19 protein-coding genes, 1 pseudogene and 1 riboswitch are annotated in these 18130 nt (G+C 47.7%); of the genes and pseudogenes, 3 read left to right on the plus strand and 17 right to left on the minus strand.

The features are described from left to right. Positions 1-133: 133 nt before the first annotated feature. The 8 genes and pseudogenes from Q1B47_RS04865 to hinT all read right to left on the minus strand — a co-directional run bounded on the left by Q1B47_RS04865 (position 134) and on the right by hinT (position 6687). On the minus strand, positions 134-1162 hold the full coding sequence (locus Q1B47_RS04865; protein WP_299789471.1) for a phosphotransferase: 1029 nt from the start codon (positions 1160-1162) through the stop codon (positions 134-136). A gap of 70 nt (positions 1163-1232) precedes the next feature. Next, on the minus strand, positions 1233-1874 hold the full coding sequence (pnuC, locus tag Q1B47_RS04870; protein ID WP_299789474.1) for a nicotinamide riboside transporter PnuC: 642 nt from the start codon (positions 1872-1874) through the stop codon (positions 1233-1235). Positions 1875-1984: 110 nt separating this feature from the next. Further along, on the minus strand, positions 1985-2245 hold the full coding sequence (locus Q1B47_RS04875; RefSeq protein WP_299789477.1) for a hypothetical protein: 261 nt from the start codon (positions 2243-2245) through the stop codon (positions 1985-1987). Positions 2246-2339: 94 nt separating this feature from the next. Beyond that, positions 2340-4535: a TonB-dependent receptor gene (locus tag Q1B47_RS04880; RefSeq protein ID WP_299789480.1), complete on the minus strand. Its 2196-nt coding sequence runs from the start codon at positions 4533-4535 to the stop codon at positions 2340-2342. 65 nt (positions 4536-4600) lie between these two features. Continuing rightward, positions 4601-4721: riboswitch (TPP riboswitch) on the minus strand. Between the two features lie 138 nt (positions 4722-4859). Further along, on the minus strand, positions 4860-5249 hold the full coding sequence (locus tag Q1B47_RS04885) for a YcfL family protein (RefSeq protein ID WP_299789884.1): 390 nt from the start codon (positions 5247-5249) through the stop codon (positions 4860-4862). Between the two features lie 60 nt (positions 5250-5309). Further along, positions 5310-5765, minus strand: a complete 456-nt coding sequence (locus Q1B47_RS22000; protein WP_366873149.1) for a PaaI family thioesterase — start codon at positions 5763-5765, stop codon at positions 5310-5312. A 165-nt stretch (positions 5766-5930) separates the two neighbouring features. Next, positions 5931-6314, minus strand: a pseudogene (locus Q1B47_RS22005) (PaaI family thioesterase); the annotation flags it as partial. A 16-nt stretch (positions 6315-6330) separates the two neighbouring features. Beyond that, a complete protein-coding gene (gene hinT, locus Q1B47_RS04895; protein ID WP_299789486.1) occupies positions 6331-6687 on the minus strand; it encodes a purine nucleoside phosphoramidase in 357 nt (118 codons plus the stop codon). Between the two features lie 282 nt (positions 6688-6969). Here hinT and Q1B47_RS04900 point away from each other — a divergent pair, with 282 nt between their 5' ends. Next, positions 6970-7383 carry a TetR/AcrR family transcriptional regulator gene (locus Q1B47_RS04900; protein ID WP_299789489.1) on the plus strand — a complete coding sequence of 138 codons (414 nt, stop codon included), beginning with the start codon at positions 6970-6972 and terminating at the stop codon, positions 7381-7383. An 86-nt stretch (positions 7384-7469) separates the two neighbouring features. Here Q1B47_RS04900 and Q1B47_RS04905 read toward each other — a convergent pair whose 3' ends face one another. The 4 genes from Q1B47_RS04905 to Q1B47_RS04920 all read right to left on the minus strand — a co-directional run bounded on the left by Q1B47_RS04905 (position 7470) and on the right by Q1B47_RS04920 (position 11109). Beyond that, complete coding sequence (locus Q1B47_RS04905) at positions 7470-7892, minus strand: hypothetical protein (RefSeq protein WP_299789492.1); 423 nt, start codon at positions 7890-7892, stop codon at positions 7470-7472. 273 nt (positions 7893-8165) lie between these two features. Next, positions 8166-8525 (minus strand): hypothetical protein, encoded by a 360-nt coding sequence (locus Q1B47_RS04910; protein ID WP_299789495.1) that lies wholly within the window; start codon positions 8523-8525, stop codon positions 8166-8168. A gap of 342 nt (positions 8526-8867) precedes the next feature. Beyond that, positions 8868-9503: a response regulator transcription factor gene (locus Q1B47_RS04915; RefSeq protein WP_299789498.1), complete on the minus strand. Its 636-nt coding sequence runs from the start codon at positions 9501-9503 to the stop codon at positions 8868-8870. Between the two features lie 442 nt (positions 9504-9945). Beyond that, the gene (locus Q1B47_RS04920) at positions 9946-11109 is read right to left on the minus strand and encodes a hypothetical protein (RefSeq protein ID WP_299789501.1); all 1164 of its coding nucleotides are present in this window, start codon (positions 11107-11109) and stop codon (positions 9946-9948) included. Positions 11110-11378: 269 nt separating this feature from the next. Between Q1B47_RS04920 and Q1B47_RS04925 the strand changes: the two genes are divergently transcribed. Continuing rightward, positions 11379-11810, plus strand: a complete 432-nt coding sequence (locus Q1B47_RS04925; protein WP_366873115.1) for an SRPBCC family protein — start codon at positions 11379-11381, stop codon at positions 11808-11810. A 554-nt stretch (positions 11811-12364) separates the two neighbouring features. Here Q1B47_RS04925 and Q1B47_RS04930 read toward each other — a convergent pair. Then, entirely contained in the window at positions 12365-12712 is a 348-nt protein-coding gene (locus tag Q1B47_RS04930; protein WP_299789504.1) for a cytochrome c3 family protein, read from the minus strand. 580 nt (positions 12713-13292) lie between these two features. Beyond that, positions 13293-14156 carry a protease HtpX gene (gene htpX / locus Q1B47_RS04935; RefSeq protein WP_299789507.1) on the minus strand — a complete coding sequence of 288 codons (864 nt, stop codon included), beginning with the start codon at positions 14154-14156 and terminating at the stop codon, positions 13293-13295. A 280-nt stretch (positions 14157-14436) separates the two neighbouring features. On the opposite strand from htpX, the gene pepE reads away from it, so the two are divergent. Further along, complete coding sequence (gene pepE / locus Q1B47_RS04940) at positions 14437-15177, plus strand: dipeptidase PepE (protein ID WP_299789510.1); 741 nt, start codon at positions 14437-14439, stop codon at positions 15175-15177. 171 nt (positions 15178-15348) lie between these two features. On the opposite strand, the gene bioD is transcribed toward pepE, so the two are convergent. From bioD to Q1B47_RS04955, 3 genes are all read right to left on the minus strand, one after another. After that, on the minus strand, positions 15349-16035 hold the full coding sequence (bioD, locus tag Q1B47_RS04945; RefSeq protein WP_299789890.1) for a dethiobiotin synthase: 687 nt from the start codon (positions 16033-16035) through the stop codon (positions 15349-15351). Between the two features lie 13 nt (positions 16036-16048). Beyond that, positions 16049-16849: a methyltransferase domain-containing protein gene (locus Q1B47_RS04950; protein WP_299789512.1), complete on the minus strand. Its 801-nt coding sequence runs from the start codon at positions 16847-16849 to the stop codon at positions 16049-16051. 75 nt (positions 16850-16924) lie between these two features. Beyond that, positions 16925-18127 carry an 8-amino-7-oxononanoate synthase gene (locus Q1B47_RS04955; protein ID WP_299789515.1) on the minus strand — a complete coding sequence of 401 codons (1203 nt, stop codon included), beginning with the start codon at positions 18125-18127 and terminating at the stop codon, positions 16925-16927. Between the last annotated feature and the right edge of the window lie 3 nt (positions 18128-18130).

Here is an 18130-nt window from a genome sequence, read left to right on the forward strand (position 1 = left end):
AATCCTTATTGTCACTATTGTCAGAATAGACCATCGCAGAAGCAAATATCTTTCACCTGAAATTAACTTTATGACAGCATTAGAGAAACAACCAGAATTTACGACGGGTTTGATTAGGGGGACAGGCTCAGACTTAGCAGATTAGCGCCAAGAAATTATCAAAACAGTCCAGATACTCCTGCGCGCTATGGGGATTTATCGCGACCTCGGCCTCTTGGCCGCAGAGCAGGTCTCCCTCCCGCTTGTCTGCCGCCATCAACAGAGACCAGCAGGCGGCAAAGACCCAATAGATATTGATGGCAGCAGGCAGAGCCGCCATGGCACCGGCCGTTAATTTGGGATGACCGTCCAGGTACCCCTCTATCAGATAGTGACGCTGGGAGGTGGAAAGTGCATGTGTAGACAAGACCCCGGCGAGATCGAACAGGGGGTGAGAACTGCAGGCATACTCAAAGTCGATACAGTACAAGGTGCCCTCTTTATAGAGCAGGTTATGGGGATTCAGATCTCTGTGGCTGTATTGGTTTGCCAGACAGCAATCATTAAGCTGTTCCAGCCAGAGACTTATCTCGCTTTGCAACGCCAACAGCTGCATATGGCTCGCCTGCCACTGCTTTACCAGACTTAGATTGTGAACCGTGCTGAGTTTTCCTTCGAGAGAGGCCAGCTTATCCCGGTAAATATTCCACTGCTCACTCACGCCTATGATATTTCCGGGCACGGCTAAGCGGGAAATATTTTTTAAAAAGGGTAACAGCAACGTCTCGGCATCGGGCCATATTGACGACTCATCAAGCAGGGGATGTGCCGGTTTTGCCGTTAACAGATCTCCCCACTGGGCTTCAGGGGGCTGGTTAATGTATTCGCTGAGATAGTAAACACGATCCGGGCTGACATAATGGAGCTTAGGGGCCAGCCCTCTGTCCGCAGCAAGCCTCCAGTTTTTAACCTCCGCATCCCTGTCGCATAACTGACTGCTCGCCGGTGAGTTGATCCTCAGTACCCAATCCCGCTCACCACCATTAATGAGAAAGTTTTGATTACTCAAGCCATGCGCGAGAGGTGTCACAAGGGGCTCTGCGGGAAAATTTACACCCGCAGACTTGATCTCATCGAAGACCGTTTGTGGCAGCAGCTCGAACAGCTGCTTGTCTGAGTTCATGGTTTACTCACCTTTCACGCTTCAGGCTGTCACGCTCTACAGCTCTTTACAACCAAGCATAGTGGTAGTGTTAATAAGAGAGAGCCTGACTCTGCTCACGCATCGACGATCGCCATAGAAAATATCCGCCAATTGCCAGGCCGACATAGAGAATGAACAGCAGCGAAGTCAACATCAGGCCTTTCTGTAAGTATAGGTAGATAGAGACAAGATCTATGACCACCCAGTACAGCCAGTTTTCCAGCACTTTCTTGGCAACAAGATAGGTCGTCATTACCGCGAAACAGGTCGTGGCCGCATCCAGATAAGGATAGGAAGCCTGAGTATGGTTAGACATCAAATAGCCTACCGCGACCGAGATTGCCGCCGTTACCGCAATGATCTGAGTATGGCGGGTCAGACTCCAGGAGATAACCGTACTGCCATGCTCATCCTGTTTTCCCCGGGACCACTGCTGAAAGCCATAGACGGCCATCGCCATGTAGTAGACATTCAACACCGACTCCATCAGCAGTGACACCTTCCAAAAGAGGGCGGTATAGATGGCGGTACTGAAAAATGCCGCAAACCAACACCAGATACTGCCTTTCATCGCCAATACCAGGTAGCCTGCCGCCAGAATAACGGCAACGGCCTCCCACGCCGTCAAGGCATTAGCCTCGACTAAAGCACCACTGACCGTATTCAACAGTGCAGCCCAAAAATCTGTCATTACTCTATCCGCTTTCTATATTCTGAACATTGATGTTTCAATAGACTCACATCAATAGGTTAAGTGGCATCAGAGTCGGGGCCTGATGCCACCTGCCGGACTAATACCGGTTATTCGCTGTGAGAGAGATCCAGCTCTCCGCCGATAAACTTACACACGAAAACCGCCTTGCCCCACTTCTCATGGGCCGCTTGCATCTCAACGGCAAGCATAGACATCACATCGCCGTACTCACCACAAACCTGTGTCGCCATCGCATTGGTTTTGCGCTCGATATTTGCGTAACTGTCGACCCGGCCGATAAACCACCTGATGGGGTCCAGATAGTTATCTTGCAAAGGGTAACAGCTAATTTCTGCAGTTAATTTCATTTTATTGACCTCAGGCAGTTATCTTCATCTAAAGGTAACTGCCACAATTAAATTAAGAAAACACTATATAGTCAGACAGTTAAAACAAGCTGCCCTACATAAATTTAACGCTGACGGTTAACCCTAGCTGGCGCGGGTCTCCATAGCGAATATACTGCTTATCGGCCCAATCCTGATCAGGTTCATTACCGAAGTAGAAGCCACGGGTTCCATACTTTTCATCAAACAGGTTACGTCCCCAGAGATAGGCAGACCAGAGATCGGTCTCATAGCCCAAGCGCGCATTGAAGATAGTATAGGCCTCAGACTTAGACTCGTTGCTGTCAGAGTAGTAGAAATCACTCTTGCCACTGGTCGTCAGGTTAGCAAACCAACCCGAATCGGTGCGATAGGTTGCGCCGGCACTATAGGTAAAGTTAGGAGAGTGAGCGAGTTCACGACCGGACAGATCCACGGTTCCGCCATACTTATCCTGATACTGGTAATCACCATAGGCGGTTTCTAACCAGCCCAAAGTGGCATAGAGCTTGAGGTTATCGGTCGCATACCAGTTCCCCTCCAGCTCGGCACCATAATTGTGTGAGCTACCCGCATTTTCTGTATATAAGATAAACTTCTGAGGTTCATCCGGGTTTTGTTGAGAGGCCGATACCTGTTGATCTTGTCTGTCCATATAGAAAAATGACAGGTTAGTCGATGCCTGTCCCTCTAACCAGTTGGACTTGAGTCCGACCTCATAGTTATACAGGGTCTCGGTGTCGTACTCTTTCTTGTCCGACAGCTCGGTAGGCAGTGACATGTTAAAGCCGCCGGCTTTATATCCTCGTGCCACTCTGACGTAGGCTTGTTGGGTATGGCTCAATGTCTTACTCAGCGCGATATGTCCGCCCCACATGGTCTCACTCGGGCTGAACGCATCACCGGCACTGTCACTATATTCGCTGTCGCGCCTCTCGACTCTGGCCCCCACAGATAGGGTGTAACCATCGCCTAAGTCTGAATCTGTTTGCGCAAACAGTGCCAGGTTTTCGGCTTCATATTCCGCCTTCAGCGCATCTTCCCAACCGTTATAGATCTCTAACGTGTCGTTATCTTCATCGAGCTTCATACCATAAATACCCACTAACCAATCGGTACTTCCGGCAAAGATGCGCCCGGCTTCGGTTGAGCTTAATCGGAACTCCTGGCTGACAGTTTTGCGCTCACCCTCTTTGTCCCAGGTATAGTCATATTGGCAAGCTTCGCCATAGCAGGTCAGTTCTCCCCAATAATCCGGGTTGGCCCAGTCACCATCGTAACCATGATGATGCTCGGTTTTCGCATAGGAGGTCAAAGAGACCAGTTCAAATGCATCGGCGCCGGAATAGGTCAGCTTCAGTGAGCTACCTGAGGTACGCTGCTTATCGACACCCGGTTCATCGGTGAGCGTATCGAAGCCATTGTTATTCAGTGTCCAGGCATCGTAGCCATTATTATAATCGGCGTGTAGCAGGGTAAGGTCGAGTTCAAGGTTATCGGTCGCGTACCAGCGTAACTTGGCACGGCCGGTAAATTCATCACGTCCGTTGGTGTCCTCAACGCCTAGATAGAGATTATCCCTATAACCATTTTGCTTATGTTGCTGCAACGAGACCCGATAGAGTAACTTACCCGAATCGGTCAACGGACCAGAGCTGAAACCGCTGAATGTGGTCAGGTCATCGTCTCCCACAGACACCTCGGCCCCATGCTCGAACACATCGGTGGGGTCATTACTCTTCAGATAGATAAGTCCTGCCAGGGCGTTAGCACCATAACGGGTGCCTTGAGGTCCCCGAAGGACTTCCACCTGTTGGAGATCATACATGCTGGAGATCATGCCAAGGCCGGACATATCGATATCATCTATGATGTAACCAACCGAGGAGTTAGGTGCCCCCTGATACTCCTCCTGCTCTCCCACACCACGGATCTGAAAGTATTTAGGCCTTGAGCTTCCACCGGACCAGTTGAAGTTTGCGATCGAGTTGAGCACCTCTTCGAAATGCTGGGCTCCCTCATCTTCAATCTGCTGCTGATCGATAACGGTAACACTCGACGGCATTTTTTCTAAAGAAGCGCCCCTGAAATCAGAAGTGACGACAATCACCTCCATATCATCGGAAGTAGCACTCTCATTGACTGGTTCGGCAGCAAAGGCATAGCCACTGCTAAGAGCAGCAGAGATAGCGAGTGCTACGGGTGATACGCTTTTTAAGGTATCGGGCTTGAAACTTAATGGTTTAAAAGCAAACGGTTTAAAAATAGACATAGGACCCCAAATTAATATTTTGAGATCCGGCAACTGGAAAAGCGAGAAAGGTAGTACAAATACAGCTGTACTTATTGGCCCATTCCTACGCCGGTATTAGCCGGATCAGGTTCAAAGGGTTTGTCACAGGACATCTCAGACACAGCACTGGAAAATTTCAGCGCTGGATCACCCCTTGGCGCCGGCAAGTATACATGAGATAAACGAGTGATTGACATACTTATGTCATCATTAAGTGAATTTTCATAAAAAAACGTCAGCTATGCTGACGTTTTTTGTGAAATTTTTAACCGTTCGAGTACAATCGACAAATTACAATTGAGCTTAATTAGAGAAAGCCTTTCTCACATAAAGTTCATATCGTACCGCATTGGCATTGGGGGCAAGCGCCGTCACCTGCATGCGTTGCTTTCCGTGAAGCTTTAACGATTTCCAGGCACTCGCTTCATCCTCTATGGTAAATCCGCTGGCATCATACCAGGTGAATTTATATTGAAGACGAAGATCGGTGGCCACTTTACTCTGTATTATCCCGGCGCCCTGCAGCAGTTCTCCCTGCTGGCGAGCCTGTACCTGCTCGATACTCACTTCGCTGCCAAAGCTTCTGTTATCGACTCTCACCTCACCGGTGGAGCTTCCCATTATGCCCGAGGTATGGGGAGCACAGGCGGTGAATAGGAATGCGGCGGCCAATGCCAATATTGTTTTTCTCATCATTAATATCTCTCTGTCACAGAAGCAGTAGGACTCAGGTCGAAATTTTCAGTACCGATATCAGTCAATCAGGAAGTGGGCACGCGCCGTAGCGATCAGCTTCTTCCTGCTTGTTTGCCAACAATCTATGCTAACGTTAGCAACCCTGCGTCCCTGTCGCGTGATCTTACACTCAGCAAAGGTATCTTTATGATAACCCGCCCTTAGGTAATCGATTGAAAAATCCACCACCTTAGGTACCTTAGAGGTGTTCATAAATACCATAAGCTGCACTATGGCTGACATCTCCATAAATCCGGCAATCACCCCCCCATGAATAGCGGGCAGGGTTGGATTACCGATGTTGTCATCTTTCGATGGCAAGCGGAACACTAATTCGTCACCGAAACGCTCGACAGCCATACCGATAAAGTTGGTGTATGGCACGTGGGCTAACAGATGACTGAAATCATTGAGCTCGGTAGCCTGCTTAACGATTTGTTTAACATCCAATAATGCGGGACGTTCAGGAACTATGACCTCCGCCTGCTCAGCCCCCTTGGACGAAGAGGAAGCGGTATCGGTATAAGCTGTTCCCTTTCCTAACAGTACCTGACGAAAGTTATCACCTATCATCTCGGGGCTTATCCGCATAAATGAGCCAACCGCATGAGCTATCGGATCATCGATAGAGTCCTGATAGGCTATTGCGCGTGTAAAGGCCACACTCGATGATATTTTATAGCACTCGGCAAAGCCATAAACAGGCTTATTCGGCTCGGCAGGTTTCATGTAATCGACACGCAGGTCCAGGGTCGGTGACAACTCCAGGCTCTGATACTCCTCATAGATAGAGCAGACGACAGCACTACCGCTGGCCGTATCCATTAATGTTGTGATCACGCCACCATGGATGACGCCGGTATCGGGATAACCGATCAATTCACTGTTATAGGGTAACTCTATCAATACATGATGCTCACTCGCTTCATGAACCGTTAATTTAAGACGGCGGCATTGAGCAAGCTGATCGACAAAACGTGTCGCTATTTGCGTCAATGGAAAAAACTCAGGATTAACCTTCATGACTCCATACTCACCATTATCTGTCAGGATTTAACATGCGTCCCAAAGGTTCACCGCCAAGCAGGTGCATATGGATGTGAAACACCTCCTGTCCCGCGTGTTTATTACAGTTCATAATCAGACGATAGCCATCCTGAGCTATGCCCTCCTCCTCGGCAAGCTTGGCCGCTACCGTGACCATACGGCCCAATGCCTTCTCATCTGACGCTTTTACATCATTGACGGTCGGTATAAGGTGGTTGGGGATAATAAGGATATGGCTCGGTGCTTGAGCACTGATGTCACGAAAAGCGGTGACGAGATCATCCTGATATAAGATATCAGCCGGGATCTCACGACGAATAATTTTACTGAAAATGGTTTCTTCGGCCATTTTTATCTCCTCGAGTAAATGGGAATAGTTGAAGTATACCCATAATTTAGCGATTTATGTCCATATAGAACAATAGATTCCACATTATTAGGCTAAGCCGGATATTAGCCGCACTCATATCCGGTTAATTTTTCCCTTCACCGAAGGCTTAACGGTCCGTTTACCGCTCACATACTTACGAGTACAACAAAAAGCCAACAGTTATACAATTGTATATACATTTAAATTGACAATAGAACCAACAGGGCATTTAATGGAAAAAATTTTTCCACGGATAACGCCATGCTCACGGATAAAGAAACCGCACTGCTCGACGCCGCCACCGACTTAATTAAAGAACATGGAATGATCGCGCTGAACATGTCTGATGTTCATAAGAAAGCCGGTTATTCACGTGCGGCTCAATATCAATCTTTCAGCGATAAAAACTCTCTGCTCGCTGCGCTATGTATGCGTGAACTTGTGCAAAATATCACTGCAATTGAAGAGCAAAGGTATAAAGAGTTAACCGGTGACTTTACCGTGGTGCTCAGGCCCATAGTCTATAATTATCTGAAACTTGCCGACAGACTCATGATAGATTCCGCCTTCGAACAGATGCTAAAATCTGTGCAAAGTCTACCGGCTACTGATGAGTTTTCTTTTCTCAAGCAAGGTTTTGAATTCTTAAATACCGAGAGACACCAAAAAGCCTAGCATCCGTTTTTGGGGCACGCATCATGCTGTGCCCTTGCATACTTTACTTCCAAATGAATGGCACTAACCAAAAGCCTGCCACAAGGCTAAATCATAGCGTCTAACCCCTTTAGTTTGACTAAGATATGTTGGCACGCCGAACAGACATACCTGCCATCCAGGGTATTTTTGGTCTCATACTCATCACAGCACGAACATAGGCCAAAACTTTTGACCTTGATGATCTTAAGCCTGGCTTGAGCTTCCGTCCTGTCACCTCTTTCCTGGCTCACCGGCGCCGAATTATCAGCTATGGTAATCAAGGTTGTTGCCATGCCAAACAGCATGACCTTTATGATGTATAGGCTAAAAGATAGAGTCAGCAACGCTAAGATGCTCCACGCAGAATCCTGATAGCCATAGAGAGACAGTAGCGTAAATCCACCAGCAATGGTCAACACCGCCAACGACATAGTGAGCAGCGTATCCTGGGCCCCGAGAATACGCTTAAACTCATTGGTACTTTTCATCTAATACCAATCAGTATAAAGATGTGATCGCTCAGCGAGAGTTTAGCGCTTCTGAGGCAAGGCAACGAGTGAAGAGCATAGTTGTTCTACGTTTAAGCTCGTTAACATAGCATCAGAAGCGCTAAAACTCGCCTTTCAGGAGTGTTTTTGGCTGCCTAATTCTGCGTTGAATAGCTTCACAAGGGATCACCATTGCATCATCCATTCGCCTTGAATTTGTTTGCCAAAAAGAACTCTGAGTAGATCACTTTCTTATACTGATTGGTATAACTCCTAGGCTTTAATCAGATAAACAATGCCATCTTTTTCATATACATTACTGACCTCATCTCCCTCACCCAGTACCACAACCTGCTGACCCTTTTCCGTGACCGCATTACCCGCCGCATCCAATACAATAGCGATGCCCATTGCCGTCAACATGGGAGAGTGAAAGGAGTGATAATGTCTGTGCGTCTTAGGGACAACGATCACGGCGCCTCTCTTTACACGTTTAGGTCCCACATGTTGACACTTAACCCCGCCTGCACGTTCACAACCTACTGTAGCGGCATCAGATTCGGTAGATACCGATACCCCGAAACCGAGTATCAATGTGCTGCATATTGCCGTAAGTGATTTAATCACCTTCATAAAACCTCCTATTGGGCGGTGAAGTTCGCTCCTGAAGTAAACAGGAGCGTGCAAATATACAACACAACTACACACATGTATAGCGACATGCTCAGCCAACAGCCTACTCGACAGACAAGCACCATCTGCCAGCGGTTTTTTCAGAGAGCTTTCAATAACCAGAGGGCAACCCTACCTAAGTCAATTCAGCACAGCTTCTCCAGTTTCAAATACGCTTCAGACAAAAAAAGCAGGAGGGTCATCACCCTCCTGCCTTATTACCGATATAATTTTCAGCCCTGCTTATCTGTTACTACAATCCCATTACATATCCCACTGCGAACCTAGGGTATGTAAGGTTCATCAAACATGTACCTCATGGAGGTGTGTCTGAGCCCAGGCAATAGCCTGCCCCCTGCTTGACACGCCAATTTTTCTGAATGCACGATATAGATGAGTTTTTATAGTACTTTCACTGACAAACAGTTGATTGGCAATATCCACATTGGTACTACCTGAAAGCAGTGCTTGTAACACCTCACGCTCACGGATGGTCAGGCTCTCACTCTCTTCACTATTCTGTTCCTCTTCAATGCTTCCGACATTCAGCTCAGCCGGTATATAGGATCTCCCTCTGAGGATATTATTCAGCTCCTTGCCAATAACTTCGAGGGAAAGATCGTTATAGAAAACTCCAGCTGTCACCGCTGGGTTAATCAAAAACTTAATGTCTACCTGTTTAGGAAAGTGGATAAAAACCACTTTCAGCCCGGTGTATTCACGCTCGATATGCCGCTGCAGTTGATACGCCACCTGCACATCTATCGAAGCCAGGTCGAAGATGACCAGTGATGGTTGAATGTTTTTTAGCTGTCGCTCGAGTGACTCCGGCCGGCTACTGTACAACTTAACTAAAAACTCCTGCGGCCAGCGGGTTTCAAGCAGGTCATATAAGAATTGAGAACGGGAAACGACAACCCAATGGGTAACTTTGAACATTAATCGCACTCCATGCAACAAACCAAATGGTTAACAAGGGGTAAGCATACAGTTCACAACCTACATTAAGGCAGCATATCTCGCTACAACTTTCGCATAAAAAAGTAGAGATTTTGGCCACTGCCATCAATTTAACTATCAGTATCTCTTGAACAAAGTGCGACAACATCCACCGGGAGTATGAAACAAAGGTAATCGAAAGGAGCGTTCTGCATCCCAGGGCTAGACTAAAGCGCTATACCGAAAGAAGTAGTAAACAGCACAGATGGCAAATATTGACGTTTTAAAACAAGTGGATGAGTAATAAATCATTCGATAACACTCAGCCGGGCTCAACCATTAGCATGACCAGGAAAGGGCTCAGCCATTGTCTGAACCGGTACACTTGTTATGTCATATCTCTGTTGTCGTGCCTGATTGACTTAAGTTATTACGGCATGAATCAATCTCGGTTTAACCAAGCCAGTTTGGCTTGATATAACCTCTGTTTTTCCGGTAACTCGGTATAAGATAATGCCATAGATAAAGAGGCTTTGGCCGCAGTCGACTCACCCAATGCATATTGTGCCTTAGCCAGATCGAAATAGGCCCTGTGGTAATAGGGGGTGTTTTTGAGAAACTTTTTCAGATAAATCTCGGCACTCTGGTTATCTCCCTCACCCAGAGCCTCCTTTCCCATCAGGTACCAACCATAAGGAGTGGAATCTTCCAGCGCCAACAGTTTCAACTTAATCCGGTGTGCAGCCTCCTCCTCACCCTTCACACTTAACAGATAGTGATAATTGTTAAGCAGAGTTATCTTAGATGACGCAACGTCCAACCCGTACCGATATAAACGTTCAGCCGTATCATCATCCCCAGCCCGGCGATGAATGATTGCCAGCATATTCAGCAGCGGCGCGTATTCCTGAGTGTACTGAGTTCCGGTTTTTAGCAGGGAATAGGCCCTATTTAGTTCACCATTGAGTAGCGCATCGGCTGCAAGATTTCGATAGAGCATACCGATAAATTGCGCCTCATCAATCTTCCTTCCCCCCCTGTCGTATCTATCCGGGAAATAATCCAAAATGACATAGCTACGCCCTGAAAAATAGAATCCCTGATTATCTGTATCATCTTCATAGAGAAAAGTACGAACATGGTCTGATGTGACAGCAAGATCTGAAGTTACCTCCAGTAACATAGGTGGAGTATGCATCACCTGAAACACTGATTTGACTCCGAGTTCCGTGGCGATCGCATAGGTCAGGAGCGCCAGTGACATACAGTTGCCACTCCCTTTTTCAAGCGCAACACTTGCAGAGTAGTTCTCCCCCTCATAATCAAAATTGACCAGCTTAGTGAGCAGATACTCACGTATCTGTTTATTTTTGGGTAATTGCGCGATATCGTCACGATCAACAAACCGATGAAGCTCCTCTATCTGCGCGGGTGTGAGCATCAATAAATGCTCAAGTGTGGGGACACTTTCCGCTATGAACAGAGTATCATTCAGTTGTGGCATGACAGTCCCGGCCGAGCCGGCAGATGAACTATGACTCGAACACCCTGTCATTATCATTAAACCGGCAATGACCGGAACGAGACGATGTAAACTCCATTTCATGGAAAACTCCTTATTCCATTTTCATACAAATGCTTTCCTCAAAGAGATGAGTGCTCACTCAAAGAAGCCACTGAGTGATTCAAATGCTTATAACCCGCAGGTAATAAAGCATCAGCTGATATTGCTTTTATTACAATATAGTAAAGCCGGTATCGATTCAAACCTGACCAGGCGCAGTTCGCTTATGGCTCTAAACGGCCATTAACCTCAACAGATCTCAACTATATTTAAATCAGACGATATCTGTTTCAACAAGCGAAAAGGACAATATGATGGGAAGTTGTTACAACAAGATAATGCTGGACGTTCCAATTCAAACCGTATGGAAAACTGTGTCTGATTTTCATGACATGTCCTGGGCACCGGAGGTGATCACTAAGGTCACGAAAGTCGGCGATAAGCGTGGAGATGAGGTAGGTGCCATGAGAGTGTTGAATGAGATGTTTCATGAAACATTAATGACTCTGGATGCCGGGGCGTTTACTTTCAGTTACCGTATCGACGATGGACCCGGCCCGGTATCTAAGGATTCGGTTGAGAGTTATATCGGTGTCGTAAAGCTTACAGAATCCGAAAGCGGAACATTAGTGGAATGGAGCTCGAGCTTCGAATCTGAAAACGAGAATGAAGTAGCCGATTTCTGTAACCCAATCTATGGCGCACTGCTGTCAGGCCTAAAGAAAACATTATCAACCAGTTAGAGACGACTTAGAGGCTTATCAGCCAAAATCAATTTTACACTCCGGCACCTCAGACAGGCATTACATGAGGTGCTATTTCCAAAATTATGCCTTATCACCTCTGCGCATTCTCGTGACGGTATCAAAGATTCTCGCGACTAAAGCCAGCTCCTACAGCCGTAGCTCGTAGCTCGTAGCTCGTAGCTCGTAAAACTCTACGTCAATAACAGCAACATACCGATAAAAGCCAAAAAACGATAGTCCCTGCCAGAATCTATGCGGATCTCTTTCGAACAGAGATACTCAAGGTTTGCTCTGTCACAGGGGCCATCGAGTGCGGAATCAGAGGATTGAGATCATAACAGGGAGTGTAGATTACATTATGATAGTCACGCCGGGTGCGACACTGAGCCAGCTCTCCAGGCATGAAACTCTCTATATAGGCGGCGTCATCTACATAGTTCACCTAGGGCGTTTAATACAAGCATATTCGCTCCCGGCTGACAGCGGAAACAAAAACGCCAGCTCCAGGCTGGCGTTTTAACAATGATTTTCAGTAGAAAAACTTAAGTGTATTACTTAAGTGTAGATTCTGCAGTACGGCCATCATCGTGACAGCTGTCACAACCAGGCTTGTCACCCACGTTCATGTCATGTGGAGCATGACAATCGGCACACATAAGGTTTCCTTCGTGTGGCTGATGAACGGCATCCATCTCTTCTAAAGTACCGTGACAGCTCTGGCACTGCTCGAACTCATATGCACCATCTGCTGAAGGCTCGCCATCGGCATGACATGCTTCACAACCATCCATCTCAGCGTGCATCTCTGCAAGCTCTTGTGACTCAGCCATAGCCGCCGGAGATAAAGCCAAAGCGGCTAAACCGGCACCAAATAACGCACTTAAAATTTTCTTGCTCACTATAAATATCCTCTTTAAGAGACAACATAGTGGAGTTTTATTCTTGATCTAACCCCATCTTGCTATCAAAAGTCTTAGCACGACCTTGCATAAAATAGCTAAGGAACTGCAAAACCGCAACTTTTTCTGCTTATAGTACTTTAGCAACTGGTGCCACAAGAAAATGTGCGCTCCATCAAATAACTCCTTGCTTAACCGAACAATAAGCCCATTAAGGTGACTTCGGTCACACTGGCATTATGCAATAGTGAATAGCGTTGAAACAGTTGTATTCCCCATAGAAATTCATCAAAAATCCAATAAATATTCAGAAATTGTCAAAGATGAAACTACTGTTCTCCCCTTTTTAAAGTGTATGGAAGCTTCGAGCAAGCAGTGAGGAAAGGTGATTATAGAGAACACACCTATTAAAAAATAAAAACGGGAGCCAAGGCTCCCGTTTTTCTCTATTCGCCAGACCTTAAGCCTGTACGATTGACTTAGCTAGTATCAATTAGCTAGCTCTTAATGCAGCGATACGCTTCTCAAGTGGTGCAAGTGAGATCCATCATCATCTCAACTCACATCAACTCACAAAGAGTTAGCTCGCTCTTAATGCAGCAATGCGCTTCTCAAGAGGTGGGTGGCTCATCATCATTTCCGCCATCGACTTCTTACCGTTAATACCAAAGGCCGCCATCTGAGCCGGCATAGCACCGGTTTCCGGTCCCTGACGCAGGCGATCCAGCGCTGCAATCATCTTCTCTTTACCCGCCAGACGAGCTCCGCCTTCATCCGCCTTAAACTCACGAATACGTGAGAAGTAGGCTACGATCATAGATGCGAGAATACCGAATAGCATATCCAACACGAACACCACGCCCATGTAAGCAAACATACCCAGACCTTCACCCTCTTCATCGTTACTGGCGACGAAGTTGTCGATGATACCGGCAACGACGCGCGCGGCGAAGATAACGAAGGTATTTACCACACCCTGTATCAGAGTCAGGGTCACCATATCACCGTTAGCAACATGGCTGACTTCATGGGCAAGAACAGCTTCGATCTCATCCTGGCTCATGCCATAGAGCAGACCACTACTGACAGCGACCAGCGAGTTATCTTTACTCGGACCGGTAGCAAAAGCGTTAAACTCGGGAGATTGATAGATAGCCACTTCCGGCATCTTGATACCCGCTTGCTCCGCTTGACGGGCAACGGTTTCAACTAACCAGCGCTCTGTGTTGTCACGTGGTGTTGCAATAACCTCACAACCCATGGTTTTCTTCGCCATCCACTTAGAGATAGCCAAACTGATAAATGCGCCACCAAAACCGAAGATAGCAGCAAACACCAGTAAGCCCCCCATGGTCGATGTGTTAACCCCCAGAATCGACATCACGATAGAGGCCACGAGTAAGATTGCTAAGTTAGTTGCAATCAATAAAAAAATTCGCTTCATTTAAGCTCCTGTAGAGTACCTGAGTACCAGATTTTGCGTTCTTTAAGACATAATATGTCTTAAAAGTGAGAATTCAAGGGGAGAAGAGTAAGAATATGTATAATCGAACAAATTCAACTCAATTCAGGCTCACGACAAAATCACTATTTTTAAAGAATGTGCAGTCTAGGAGGCTTACATTAAGCTAATCTTAAAAATAGAAGCCCTGTGCCGGCAGCAGGTGCAGATAGGCATTAATCTTTGTTAATATGGTTTTAATTTAGTTCACAAGGGATTGAATATGAGTATAAACGCCTTACTTCTCTCCAGCTCACGTGTTGGAGACACGCCATATCTTGCCCACGCCATCCCCTTTATTAAGCCCTTGATTGCCGAGTTGGCTAAACGCATAGAACCGCAAAACCAGAAATGGTTATTTATCCCTTATGCCGGCGTCAGCATCAGCCATGACGCCTACCTGACGAGGGTGATATCCAGTTTAGCCGAGCTCGATATTGAGATCAGCGGCATCCACCAATATGAAGATCCGAAACAGGCGGTTATGCAGGCCGACGGAATATTAGTGGGCGGCGGGAATACCTTTAACCTGTTACATAAGTTATATAAACACGACCTGGTTAAACTCATTACCAATCAGGTGAGTGAAGGCAAGCCCTACATAGGATGGAGTGCAGGTTCAAATATTGCCGGCCTCAGCATTCGCACCACCAATGATATGCCAATTGTTGAACCCAGCTCCTTCAATAGCCTGGGGCTACTCCCCTTCCAGCTCAATCCCCACTACACCAACTACCAGGCTCCGGGCCACAACGGCGAAACCCGCGCACAGCGCTTACTCGAGTTTACCTGTGTCGACCCTGACACTCCCGTCGTCGCCATCGAGGAGGGAAGCGCATTATGGAGACGGGGAGACAAGTTATCTCTTATCGGCGACAAGCAAGCCTATCTGTTTTGCGGCCTGCAACAGGAGATACCGATACCGGTTGGCAGTGAGCTTTCACACCTGTTGCATACTGAGTAGGACCCGAAAATGAAAAAGCGCATTCAAATGAATGCGCTTTTTATTATTCTGCAAGTAAATAAGATCCTATTTACTCTTTATCGCTCACCCTCGTCGACTCAAATGAAAGTGTCTCTAACACCTTCCTATGATCTGCATAATCGATGAGATTCGATGACGCGTAGAAAATGCCTAACGGGCTCGTTTCAGCGGGCCGATATCCAGATAAGCGGCGGCGGTCTCTACACTCGACTCCTGCAGATTAGGCACCACACCTAAACAGGGAGCACTCATCAAGGAGTGCAGGCTATCCAGGTTCTCCTCCAGACAGGCGGTATCGCCATCGACAATATTAGCAACCCAACCGGCTATCTCCAGGCCGTCGGCTTGAATGGCTTCTTGTGTGAGCACAGCATGATTCAGGCAACCTAGCTTAACCCCAACCACCAGAATAACAGGCACAGAAAGCTGCTGAACCACTTCTGAGAGAAAACGCCCCTCCCCTAAGGGTAAACGCCAGCCACCCGCGCCTTCGATGATACATAGCTCTTTTTCATCACGACCACTTAGTACGGCGCTCAACCGGTCCAGTATCGAGGCGGGAGAGATATCGGCACCGGTTTGACTTGCGGCTATATGCGGGGCGATCGCAGGCTCAAATGCTACAGGGTTAACGTCATTGTAATCGAGCTTAACGGTCGACTCAGCCATTAAACTCAGCGCGTCACCGTTTCTGAGCCCGTGGTCCGTTTCCTCACAGCCCGAAGCTATGGGCTTAAGGCCCAGAGTCTGAACACCACTCTCTTTGGCCCGATTAAGCAGCGCAGCACTGACAAATGTTTTACCGCAATCGGTATCGGTCCCCGTAACAAAGTAGATCATGATTTTCCTTTTATCGCTTCACTGCGCGAATGAGTGCTATCTGATAGGTCAATGGAATGCCCTGTGGCGTCCTCATCAGTTCCGCTTTCCCGATGAGTTTCATCCAGTCGCCTCGTCCGCGTATACCATGATGAACCATGGACCTGGACTGGCCTCTCACCTTAGCATCGGCATGAATCGAGGCCCCGACCCCCTTGATGGAATAGAGCAGGCTCTTGAGGTCATCAAAATATACCGTCATAGACTCGAGAGTGGATGATTGAACCTGCCACTCCTGCTTATCAAATTGCGAAGTAATCTCAGGCAAGGAGCGAAACTCATTAATCCTGAATCCCAGCTGAGTCAACTCGGGTAAACTGCCCTGCGCCACCATGGTCAGATGGTACTCTCCGGATGACCTAAGCGCTCTGGCAGTACTTTGAAAAGACTGCGACAGATCATCACACCACTGCAGGGCCAAATTTGAGTACACACTGTCGATACTGTTTTGTGGCAGTGGAATGGCTTTAGCGTCGGCACATACCGTCTCATAGTTCGGGTAGCTTTTCTTTAGCTGCTCAAGCATACCCGGGGCAATATCCAACGCGATCACAGAGGAGACATCTGCAAACCGGCTGAAATCGGTGCCCGGCCCCGCCCCGATATCGAGCAAGGTCCCACTTGGCTTCATACCATTTAACAGGGCTTCACAGGAGAGTTGCTGTAAGCAGTTATGGCGATGATAGCTCTTGGCCGCGGCAGAGAACCGCTCTGCAATTACACTCTCATCGGCCATAAGTTTTTCCCCATGATTCATGACTTCGGGTTTCATCAATCTACTCGCTCACTCTCATACAACTGTGATTATTCCATTTTCATCTTTTTTACTGTGATTCATTTGTCTGACTTACACTCTGACCTGACTAAGCAGCTGGCCTAAGGCACTGACAAGCCTGCCTATCTCATCACGTGTATGTGATGCCGTAATGGTTATCCGCAGTCGGGCGCTGCCCTTAGGCACCGTCGGTGGACGTATCGCGCCTACCCAGATCCCTGCCTGCTTTAACTGACGGGCAATCGACACCGTTTTATCGACGTCACCTATGATCAGCGGTTGAATGGGTGTCACCGACTCAGTCAGCTTGATACTTGCCAGCGAGCAGCTCCGTTTAAAGTATTCGATGTTATCCGCAAGGGCCTTTGCACGACTATCAGAGCCCCGGCTCAACTCTACCGCCGCCAACGCGACACAGGCATTAGCGGGAGACAGCGCCGTCGAATAGATATAGTCTCTGGCATTAGACACTAAGAAGTCGATTAACGCCTGACTGCCCAGAATCGCAGCCCCCTGGCACCCCAGTGCCTTACCGAAGGTCACCACCTGCACATCGGCAAGCTCGGCGCTGGCAGGAACATAATTGCCAAGAGCGGCCTGAATACCAAAACCATGGGCATCATCGACAATCAACCAAGTATTATTGCGCTTGCAGGAGCTTGATAGCGCCTCGAGCGGCGCCATATCACCATCCATGCTGAATATGCTCTCGGTGATAACGGCCTGGGGAGCGTATTTAGCGATTAATCGATCGGCGCTTTCAATATCGTTATGCAAAAAACGTTTAAATGTCGCTTTGCTGTCGCTCAAGCCGTCGATAATCGAAGCATGGATAAGCTTATCGGCAATCACGGTATCGCCGTGACCAAACAAAGTTTTCATCAATGCCGAATTGGCACTGAAGCCGGAGCAGAACAGCAGCCCAGCCTCATGTCCTGTTACCTGGCAAAGCGCCTTTTCTAACAGGGCATGGGCATCGCTGTAGCCCGTGACCAGAGGTGATGAGCCACTTCCGACGCCATATTTCCGGGCTCCGGCATTTAATGACTCGAGAAGCTGTGGTGCACGAGATAGCCCAAGATAATCATTGCTGCTGAAGTTAAGGTATTGCCGGCCATTCAGGGAAAAATCAGCCCCTCCCCCTTCAAGGGGAGATAAGGCTTGCCTGCACCGCAACAGGCCGGCATCGTTAAGCTCAGCCTGTCGTGTCGCAATCTTTTCGGACAGCGAGTGCTTTTGGGGTTCTTGTTCGGCACCAACAGTTGAGACAGTCACTTC

Origin of the sequence: uncultured Shewanella sp., from assembly GCF_947501225.1 — a bacterium.
Classification (GTDB): domain Bacteria; phylum Pseudomonadota; class Gammaproteobacteria; order Enterobacterales; family Shewanellaceae; genus Shewanella.